General features: G+C 60.5%; 5 protein-coding genes and 1 tRNA gene. 3 read left to right on the top strand and 3 right to left on the bottom strand.

The annotated features are described in order from the left end of the window. Nucleotides 1–46: 46 nt before the first annotated feature. The 3 genes from WA989_RS04280 to WA989_RS04290 all read left to right on the top strand — a co-directional run bounded on the left by WA989_RS04280 (nucleotide 47) and on the right by WA989_RS04290 (nucleotide 2380). Nucleotides 47–123, top strand: a tRNA-Met gene (locus WA989_RS04280). Nucleotides 124–241: 118 nt separating this feature from the next. Continuing rightward, nucleotides 242–1093, top strand: coding sequence for a formyltetrahydrofolate deformylase (purU, locus tag WA989_RS04285; RefSeq protein WP_424339274.1), 852 nt, complete (start codon nucleotides 242–244; stop codon nucleotides 1091–1093). Nucleotides 1094–1192: 99 nt separating this feature from the next. Beyond that, nucleotides 1193–2380: an acyl-CoA dehydrogenase family protein gene (locus tag WA989_RS04290; RefSeq protein WP_424339275.1), complete on the top strand. Its 1188-nt coding sequence runs from the start codon at nucleotides 1193–1195 to the stop codon at nucleotides 2378–2380. 21 nt (nucleotides 2381–2401) lie between these two features. On the opposite strand, the gene WA989_RS04295 is transcribed toward WA989_RS04290, so the two are convergent. The 3 genes from WA989_RS04295 to WA989_RS04305 all read right to left on the bottom strand — a co-directional run bounded on the left by WA989_RS04295 (nucleotide 2402) and on the right by WA989_RS04305 (nucleotide 8704). Beyond that, on the bottom strand, nucleotides 2402–6559 hold the full coding sequence (locus WA989_RS04295) for a translocation/assembly module TamB domain-containing protein (RefSeq protein WP_424339276.1): 4158 nt from the start codon (nucleotides 6557–6559) through the stop codon (nucleotides 2402–2404). A gap of 2 nt (nucleotides 6560–6561) precedes the next feature. Next, nucleotides 6562–8301 carry an autotransporter assembly complex protein TamA gene (locus WA989_RS04300; protein WP_424339277.1) on the bottom strand — a complete coding sequence of 580 codons (1740 nt, stop codon included), beginning with the start codon at nucleotides 8299–8301 and terminating at the stop codon, nucleotides 6562–6564. A 121-nt stretch (nucleotides 8302–8422) separates the two neighbouring features. Next, nucleotides 8423–8704 (bottom strand): PilZ domain-containing protein, encoded by a 282-nt coding sequence (locus WA989_RS04305; protein ID WP_424339278.1) that lies wholly within the window; start codon nucleotides 8702–8704, stop codon nucleotides 8423–8425. Nucleotides 8705–8973 lie beyond the last annotated feature (269 nt).

Here is an 8973-nt window from a genome sequence, read left to right on the forward strand (position 1 = left end):
ATGTATGATATCGCATCTGCAGCCAGTACGGTTGCGTTCAGCTTGATGCGGGATGGAGCAGCCCGGTAGCTCGTCAGGCTCATAACCTGAAGGTCGCAGGTTCAAATCCTGCTCCCGCACCCAATAAACCCCTGAAATCCTTGCGGATTTCGGGGGTTTTTGCTTTTGTAGCCTTGAATGCGCCGCCAATCGATTTCCGCGGGCGCTGATGGTATGGGTGCACCGTGAGAGGAGGGCGGGGATGAGCGAATTCGTGCTGAAGATCAGCTGCAATGACGTGCGCGGCATCGTTGCGCGCGTGTCCACCTTCCTGGCGACGTCGGGATGTAACATTCTCGACGCCCAGCAATTCGACGACCGGCTCAGCAACCAGTTTTTCATGCGCGTCTCTTTCGATCCGGGCGATGAGACGATTGGAGGTTTGAGAGACGGATTTACGCCCATCGCCGAAGAGTTCGGCATGCGATGGAGGCTGCGCGACACGTCCGTGCCGCCGAAAGTCCTGATCTTGGTGTCGAAATTCGATCATTGCCTGGTCGATCTCTTATACCGCCGGCGTATCGGAGAACTCGACATGGATGTGGTGGCAGTCGCATCAAACCATCCGCAGCCGGACGACTATACTGGCGTGATAGACAATATCCCTTTTGAACATCTGCCTGTGACGCGGGACACCAGGCAGCAGCAGGAGCATGACCTTCGGGCGTTGATCGAAAAGACCGGCGCCGAACTCGTCGTTCTTGCGCGCTATATGCAGATCCTGTCCGATGAGATGAGTGCCTATCTTTCCGGCCGCTGCATCAATATCCACCACAGCTTCCTGCCGGGCTTCAAAGGCGCGAAGCCCTACCACCAGGCCTATGAGCGCGGCGTGAAAATGATCGGCGCGACGAGCCATTATGTGACGGCCGCCCTCGATGAGGGCCCGATTATCTGTCAGGACGTGCAGGCCATTACGCACAGGGACCGGCCCGACGGCCTCGTTGCTATAGGCCGCGATATCGAGCGGCGCGTGCTGGCGCGTGCCGTCAAGGCGCATATTGAAGACCGGGTCTTCCTGAACAACGGACGGACCGTCGTGCTTGAAGGGTGAGAGCAGCTCTCCGACGGCTTGCCAATCCAGGCTCTCACGCCGCGCTTGTCGATATGCTAAGCTCACAGCGCCTGAGATGAATGCGAGACCACTGATCCTATGCCAGCCGATGCCTTTCAAACGACATCCACTCGAGAAGACGACCTTGTCGCGCGTGCGGCGCGGCGCATACCCCTCCTGAAAGAGCGGGCAGAGGAGGTCGAAAAGACCCGGGCCCTGCCGCAGGATCTCGCAGAGACGCTGGCCCGTGACGGCTTCTATACGCTCTGCCACCCGGTCTCGCAGAACGGGCAGGGAGCCACGCCGGCCACATATTTCAATTGTATCGAAACACTCGCCCGAGGCGATGCATCGCCTGCCTGGTGCGCCTTCATTGCGACCACCGCATCATACGGCATGTCCACCGTCGAAACCGAAGCCATGGCGCGCCTGCTGGAGCGTCCCGACATCATCACGGCAGGTGTTTTCGCGCCAATGGGACGGGCCGTCCCGGCGACTGAAAACGGCGAGGCTGGCTACAGGGTGACAGGCCGTTGGGCGTGGGGCTCGAGTAGCCAGAATGCCAGCTGGATCATGGGCGGGTGTCTTGTCGCCGATGAGACAGGCGCGCCCGTTCTCAACGACAAGGGCAAGCCGAGACATATCTCGCCAGTCTACAGCGCTTCGGACGTCAGCTTCATCGATACGTGGACCGTTTCGGGCTTGCAGGGCACAGGATCCACGGACTTTGCGGTCGACAATGCATTTGTACCGGCAGATCGCGTCATCGGCAATTTTGATACGGCCCGCGACGATCTCGCCATCTACAGGTTCCCAGGCTTCAGCCTGCTCGCGCTCGGCATTGCCGCTGTCGCGCTTGGCACAGCGCGGGGCGCCATGGAGGATTTTCTCGAGCTTGCCCATGCCGGCGACGGCAAATCGCCCTTGGCTACCAAAGCTTCCTCCCATCGCGATGCGGCCGTGGCTGAAGCTGCCATCCGCCAGGGCCGTGCATTTCTTGTCGAGGCCGTGGAGGCGTGCTGGGCGGAGGCTGAAGCCGGGCCTGTATCAATTGAGCGCCGGCGCGATCTTCGCCTGGCCTGCACCGCCGCCGTCAGGTCAGCCGCCGGGGCTGTCGACGACCTCTATGAGCTGTGTGGCGGGGCTTCCGTCTACAGACGCTTGCCGATCCAGCGCCGGTTTCGCGATGTGCACGTGGCAACGCAGCACATCATGGTGCGCAAGGGGATCTATGACCTGGCTGGCAGATTGTTGCTGGATCAGCCGACAGACGTCTCGATGCTATAGTCCGGTCTCGGCACACGCGAACTAGTCGAAATCGCGCTTCCACTGGATCGATAATTCCTGGCCATCTTCCGATCCGGTCGCCGCCTCGACTTCGATATTATCGATAGGCTCCCATTCGATCGCGACGCCCGGGGCACCGGCTTCCCCCGAACGGACTTCGAGGTAGACGTCTTCGGTCAGATATTTGCCGCTGGTCACTTCAACGCCGCCACTTTCAGCGCTGCCGACGTCGAATGTATCGAGCCCAAGCGCCTGCTCAATGCCGCCAAGCAGATCGAAGCCACCGCCGCCTGACAATTGGGCCAGCGCAGCTGCGAGTCTTGCCGTTTCGAGCGCCGTGAGCTGCGAGGGCGAGCGGCCAAACAGGACACGGGACAGCACTTCATCGTCTGGCAGGACAGGGTTCGAGGTTAGCTCTACCTCTGGCCGGTCGATTGTGCCGACGACGTTCAGAATGGCGTTGATGTCGTCATTGGTCTCATGCGTCGCCGAAATGTCGAGGCGGGACTGACCGATCTCGCGGTTCAGGCGGACCGAACTATCGCCGAATGTGAACCGGTTGCCGAGCAGATCGAACCGGCCCCGGACAATCCGGGCCTCTCCTGCAATGATGGGTTCTCCCAGCGTGCCGGTGATCGTTGCGTCCAGCGCGAGTTCGGCATTGACGCCGCGTCCGTTGACATCGATCCGGCCCGGCGCGTCGAGCGTGATGTCGAGACGGGTTGCGGCGTCTTCCTCGGTCTCTTCTTCCTGTCGTTCGGCAGGGTCTTCAAAAGAAACGTCGAGCGTTGGCGGTCCGCCGCTTGGCAATTTGCCGATATTGATCTGGCCTTCATCGACCGTGAGATCGCCTATGATTTCCAAAAGTTTCGGCTGCTGGTTGAGGGTCATGGTCCCGCTAACAGTGGCGCTGCCTTCGCGCCGTTCGGTGACAACCAGCTTGTCGGCTGTCAGTTGAACGTCGCTCTGCCCGGAGCCATCGATACTCATCTCGCCGCTGCCTGTCAGTGTCCCGCCCGAGCGCCCGCGTGCTTCGAAGCTGGACAGCGACAGCCGCCCGCCGCCCAGCGTCGCAGAGCCATTGATCCGGTTCAGTACCATGCCGAGTTCGCCATGCTCAAAGACACCTTGTGAGAAATTGAGCTCGCCCTGAAATGTCTGGTCCAGGGTCGGGAGTTCGCCTGACAGGCTCAAATCAACAAGGCCCTCAAGAACCATTTGCGGCGGCACAAACAGGGCGGCGATGGCTTCGATCTGGCCATTGGCGGACGCCTCAAACGGGATTTGCCGGCTCTCGTCTCTCTGAATGAAGGGCAGGTTATCGGAGGTGGTGACGGGCAGTCTGAACTGCGCATTCGCTTCGAGCGCCTCATTGTCGAGCGCGCGCACATCCATGGTGAGGAGGTCGGGAGCAAGATTGCCGGTAAAGAACAGGTCGATCGGTGCCAGATCAGAGCCCGGCCTTGAGACGGACAGAAGTTCCCCGCGGATCGGCCCCGACAGCGTGCCGGCTTCGGTTTCTGTGATCTCGGCATTGATATCAATCGCCCCGGACAGGCTTGGCCGGCCCATCAGCAGCAGGACAGGCGCGATCTTCATCCCCTCCGCCTCGACCCGTATGGCTGTCGTGCTGCGGGTGGAGATGTTGGCCGCCAATTCGCCTTCGAGCGCGGCCAGCCGGGCGGTCGCTTCAAACCCATCCTCATAGCTTGTGTACCGGATAGGCTCTCTCGTCGTGAAGGCGAGCTCACCAAGATTTGCCGAGACCGAGGCGATGAGATCTAGCGGTGACCTGGAGGTCAGCCCGCTGACAGTACCGTCGACATCGAGCGAGGTTGGATAACTGAGAGCATCAAGTTCGGTCCGCCCATCAAGCTCGATCACGAAATTGGTTTCTTCCAAGGTGCCGTTTGCTCTGACGACCAGAGCTTCGGCTTCAGTCGGGCCAAGGCTGAACTGTTGAAGCGTCGCATCAAGCACGAGCCTGTCTCCGGTGATCCCGGCATCGAGTTCGATTGATTGTGCGGGCAGGCCTTCAGGCAGCGTCCCGTTTACAAAGGCTTCGCCCCGCAGGCTTGTCAGATCGGCGCCCTGGCCTGAAAGGTCGGCCTGGGCCTGAAGGTCGTTCCATGTCGCGTCGAAATCACTGAGCGTCCAGTTTGAACCGGAGAGGGCCAGACCCGTCGAGGCCGCCAGTGGGCCGGTTTGGCTATCGGCTGAAAGATCGACATCGGCGGTGAGGTCCCCTCCGGCATATCGTCCCCCTGCCGACAGCGTCGTGTCAGAGAAGGCCATATCGCCGCGCTGCAGCTCAGGGACGCTGATGCGTGCTTCGAAACGGAGATTATCAAGATTGCCGCTAATGTCTGCGAGCCCATCAAGCGAGGAAAGGCGAACGCCTGACACCTCCGCTTGGCCGGCATCAATGTCGAGCGAGGCCGATACGCTTCCGCCGTTTGCTATGGCGCCTGATCCGGACGCGCGCAGATTTCCGCTATTGAGCGTCATCCGGTTCAGCCTGATCTGGCCGGATCCTTCATAGACCCCATTCGCCGACACCTCTGCCTGATTGCCGGCCCATTGGTCGAGTGGGGCCGGAAGGTCTCCGAAGTCCGAAGCATTGATCTGTGTGGTGAACCGGGTCGATGTCGGATTGGCGCGTGAGAGTTCAAACTGACCACGCAGCATGGCCGCCCGCGAGAGACCTGCGGCTTCGGTATCGAGCTGGAAACTCCCGGCAAGGTCGGCCGTCGGTGTCGAGGCGAGGCTGACAGTGCCCGCAGCCGTCGCACGCCCCGCGCGCCCGCGCACGATGAACTCGCGCACGGAAAGAACCCTGGAGGAGAGGTTGTACTGGGCATTGGCCTCCAAGGTTGGTGTACGCCCCGCCATCTGGCCGGCCGTGCCGGAGAGCTCGGCTTGCTCGGCGCTTAGCGTCGTTCGAACCGAAATGTCGGGCCGGTTAAGTGTTGCAACGACCGGGCCTGACACGGTTGCGGCTCGAAAGGCGGGCACATCGACATCGCTGGCCTCCACTGTGCCATCGAACCGGGCCGCCCCTTGATCATAGGAGGCAGTCCCATCGATGATGGCGCGCGATAGCGAAATGTCTTCGCGCCCGATGAAGCGATCGGGGTCATCGGCGATGAGGCGGAGATCTGCACCATACGCGCCCGTTTCCGCCCGGCGGACGAGGGCATTGAGAAGAAGATTGTCTGCCTCAGCCGACATGTCGATCACAGGGCGGCCGTCCTGGCGGGAAATGTCGCCGACAACCGTGAGTGTGTCGCCGAGATAATCTGTCAGGTCCTGTGTGAGAGGATGCGTACCGGGATGAGCATCGATTTCGACGGTAATCACATCATCGCGCGCGCCCGCTGACAGGGTCAATGCATCCTCGTCCTCGATCTCCACTTGTCCATCGGCGGTCCAGGCGTCGAGCGTCCCTGTAGCCTCTAGATTCGCCTCCAGCGACTGGCCTTGGTCAAGGCGGGCGAGCGATGCGAACAGGCCGCCTGCCGGGCCGTCCAGCTCCAGATTGCCGGTCAGGCGGTAGTCATCCGACCATTCGAGATCTGCGAGCAGCTGGTCGCCTTCCCCCTCAAGGGGCAAAACAGAAATCATGCTGCTGCCGCCATCCTCGCGAAGGGCGCCTTGCCCTTCTATTTTGAGTGATAGGGCCCGTGGGAGGACGCCTTTATCGGTTCGAAACTCGCGGACCAGAAGCTGATCCACGTCCCCGGTACGGATCGGCATGGAGCCGCCACCACCTTCACTCTGAGACGAGGTGAGGGTGGGACGGCGCATGACATGGATCAGATCGGCTTCCAGCGCGTCGATCAGAAGCGCCCTGCGCCTGAGGGCCAGAGGTTTCCAGTCCGCATGAAGATCTTCAGCCACCAGCCAGACGCCATCCTCGTCTGAAACGGTCAGTCGTTCGATGCGAAAGCGTCCGAGCAGGTCGCCTTTGAGGCCTTCAACTTCAATCTGCTGACCCGACGGCGAAGCGGACTCAATCTGCTTCTCGACGAAGTTCCGTCCGAAGTCGGATTGAGCAGCGAAGCGCAGAGCGAGAAGCAATATTAGAACAAGCGCGGCGATGCCGCCAAGGACGATGAGGGACCATTTCAGAATTGGTCTGCGGCGCTGCGCCTCAGTATTTTGTGTCGTTTCAGCCATGGTCAGAAGGCCTGGCCAATTGAGATGTAGATCTGGACCGGGTCGTCGAAGTCGTCCGGATTGAGCGGCACCGCCACATCAAGACGGATCGGGCCGGCAGGCGTCGTGTAGCGGACGCCCAGCCCGGCTCCGTATTGTGCGTCATCGAAGTTCGAAAACTCGTCCGTCGACACGCTGCCGGCGTCGATGAAGGCAACGATGCCGATATTCGGGCGCCAGCGGTAGCGGGCTTCCAAAGACGTCTCAACGACGGACTTGCCGCCAAGCGGTGTGCCATCCTCGGTGCGCGGTCCGATCCCCTGATAGGAATAACCGCGCACACTGCCGCCACCGCCCGAATAGAATCGGGTGTCGACGGGCAGGTCGGCGGCGTCGGCGCCAAGCACGGCCCCGATTTTCAGGCGGCCAGCAAGAACAAACCGTCTTTCATCATCGAACGGAATATATCCACTGACCTGACCGGATGTGCGAACGAAGGGATTGGTGTTGTCCCCAAACGTATAGCTGGGCTCGACGCGGCCATTGGCTCGCCAGCCGGAGCGCGGATCAAGCACGCTGTCGGTCTCGTCGAGCCGGGCAGCGCCGTACACGGACAAGATCTGCAGGTCCCGCTCGCCGAATTCATCCTCTTCCTTGGTGATCTCTGCATTGACGCCATAGGAGTACGTGAACTCAGGTCCGCGGACGACTTCGTATCCAGCGCCAACCTCAACAGCTTGGCGGTCATAAGCATCGGTGGTCTCATTCGAGATGCCGGCATTCAGCACGAGCCCGCGCCCATAGCCGAATTCGTTTGGACGCCGCCAGACTATATCGAGGGCCTGTTCCAGTTCCGCGACAGTCAGATCCGCCACCACGACATCGCCTCGGCGGGTGAGATTGCGGCGGGTCAGCTCGGCATTGAGGCCGGCGCCCTCATTCGTGGAATAGCTGGCGCCGAGTGCGATCGTATTGCGCTTGCGCTCAGTGAGCGTGACCTCGACATTGCGAACTTCCGTACCGTCCTCGCCGACCGCGCTTGCTTCCTCGGACAGGGTGGCGCGTGCGACGTTGAACAGGCGTGTCTCGGCAAGCCGCGTATTCAGCAGCGAAAGGTCTGCCGGGTCGTACAGCTCGCCTTCCTCATAAGGGATGAGCCTGCGCAAATAGGTGGCCTTGGTGACCAGATCGTCCTGCGGGATGAGTGTCTCGCCAAATCGCACGCGCGGACCTGAATCTACTATGTATGTGACGGATAGTGTTTCATCGTCCCGGTCGCCGATGACCCTGCGGTCTTCGACTTCCGCATACGGATACCCTTTCTGGCGCAGCTGCGACACGATCCAGCGCTCGGCATCGATGACCCGGTCGGGAAGGGCCGCGCGGCCGCGCTCGACAGGCAGGCCATCCCGAATGGCCGTCTGATCATCCGTTAGCGGCTCGGCATCGATGAATTCGACGGAGACGTCGCCCAGCGCAAATTGCGGGCCTGGATTGATCCGGAGCCGGGCGACCGGGCTTTCGGTGTTCTCGACGGCGAGATCGATTCTGGGATCGAAATAGCCTTCACTGTTAAGAAGCGCTTTGACGGCGCTGGCTGCCCTGCGGCCCTGCCTGCGCGCTTCGAGCGGCGTCTGCGGCGTCGACTCGTCGGGTAAGGCGTCGCGTACGGAGGCATCAAGCTCTTCATCGATCTCGTCGCCCGTGATCTCAACGCGCACCTGATCGGCGACAGCTGGCAATGCCGCTGCAAGCGTAATCATGAGAAGAGCTGTTATCTGCCTTGTCATCCTGTCCAAGTCGCGCTGGCACACCTGTCGGCTGCCTTGCAAGATGCGCACTAATCGCGCCTGATTGAGCCAATCTATTGCTCAATATGTATGTTCAGATGAATTTAACGCCCAGATCAGTGCCACGTTGCCACTGTAATTGGCATTTCACGCTTTTCCTCGAGAATTCATCCGTGGGATGAATAACAAGGTCGAACGTATCCTGAACCGGACGGGCGATATCGAGTTTTAGCCGGGCGCCCGCCGAGGAGATATTCACAAGCCTGACCGAGCGCGGGACGATCACCCCCGCTTCAACAAGTTCAGCCGATTTGGTGGACCCTAAGCGCAAGTATTGTCGCTTGTCTTTCACAAAGGGCAGGGAGGAAAGTGCCATCTCAGTTATCCTGATCGCTTATAGCCTCACCCTTACATAACAAGGTGTGCAAAGTCTTTCAGCGGCCGGCGAAATTCGCACTGTGGACCTGAGATTACAGGGGCCTGGGCATGTGCGATGACGCGGGATCTGCCATTATCCGATTCAATCACAAATTCAGCCCTTCATTTATAACGATCTTAACGAAGTTTCGCGATATCGGGAGCAACCTATTGCGACGAAAGGGGCCCCATGGCAGGAGACTAGCCGGACTGATCATTGTCTTGGTG

This window comes from Henriciella sp. (assembly GCF_049649345.1).
In the GTDB taxonomy this organism is placed as follows: domain Bacteria; phylum Pseudomonadota; class Alphaproteobacteria; order Caulobacterales; family Hyphomonadaceae; genus Henriciella.

Bases quoted from the DNA above. Each gene is read 5' to 3' on its own strand.
- purU (WP_424339274.1), top strand. From the start codon at position 242: ATGAGCGAATTCGTGCTGAAGATCAGCTGCAATGACGTGCGCGGCATC.
- WA989_RS04300 (WP_424339277.1), bottom strand. From the start codon at position 8,301: ATGATTACGCTTGCAGCGGCATTGCCAGCTGTCGCCGATCAGGTGCGC.
- WA989_RS04305 (WP_424339278.1), bottom strand. From the start codon at position 8,704: ATGGCACTTTCCTCCCTGCCCTTTGTGAAAGACAAGCGACAATACTTG.
- WA989_RS04290 (WP_424339275.1), top strand. From the start codon at position 1,193: ATGCCAGCCGATGCCTTTCAAACGACATCCACTCGAGAAGACGACCTT.
- WA989_RS04295 (WP_424339276.1), bottom strand. From the start codon at position 6,559: ATGGCTGAAACGACACAAAATACTGAGGCGCAGCGCCGCAGACCAATT.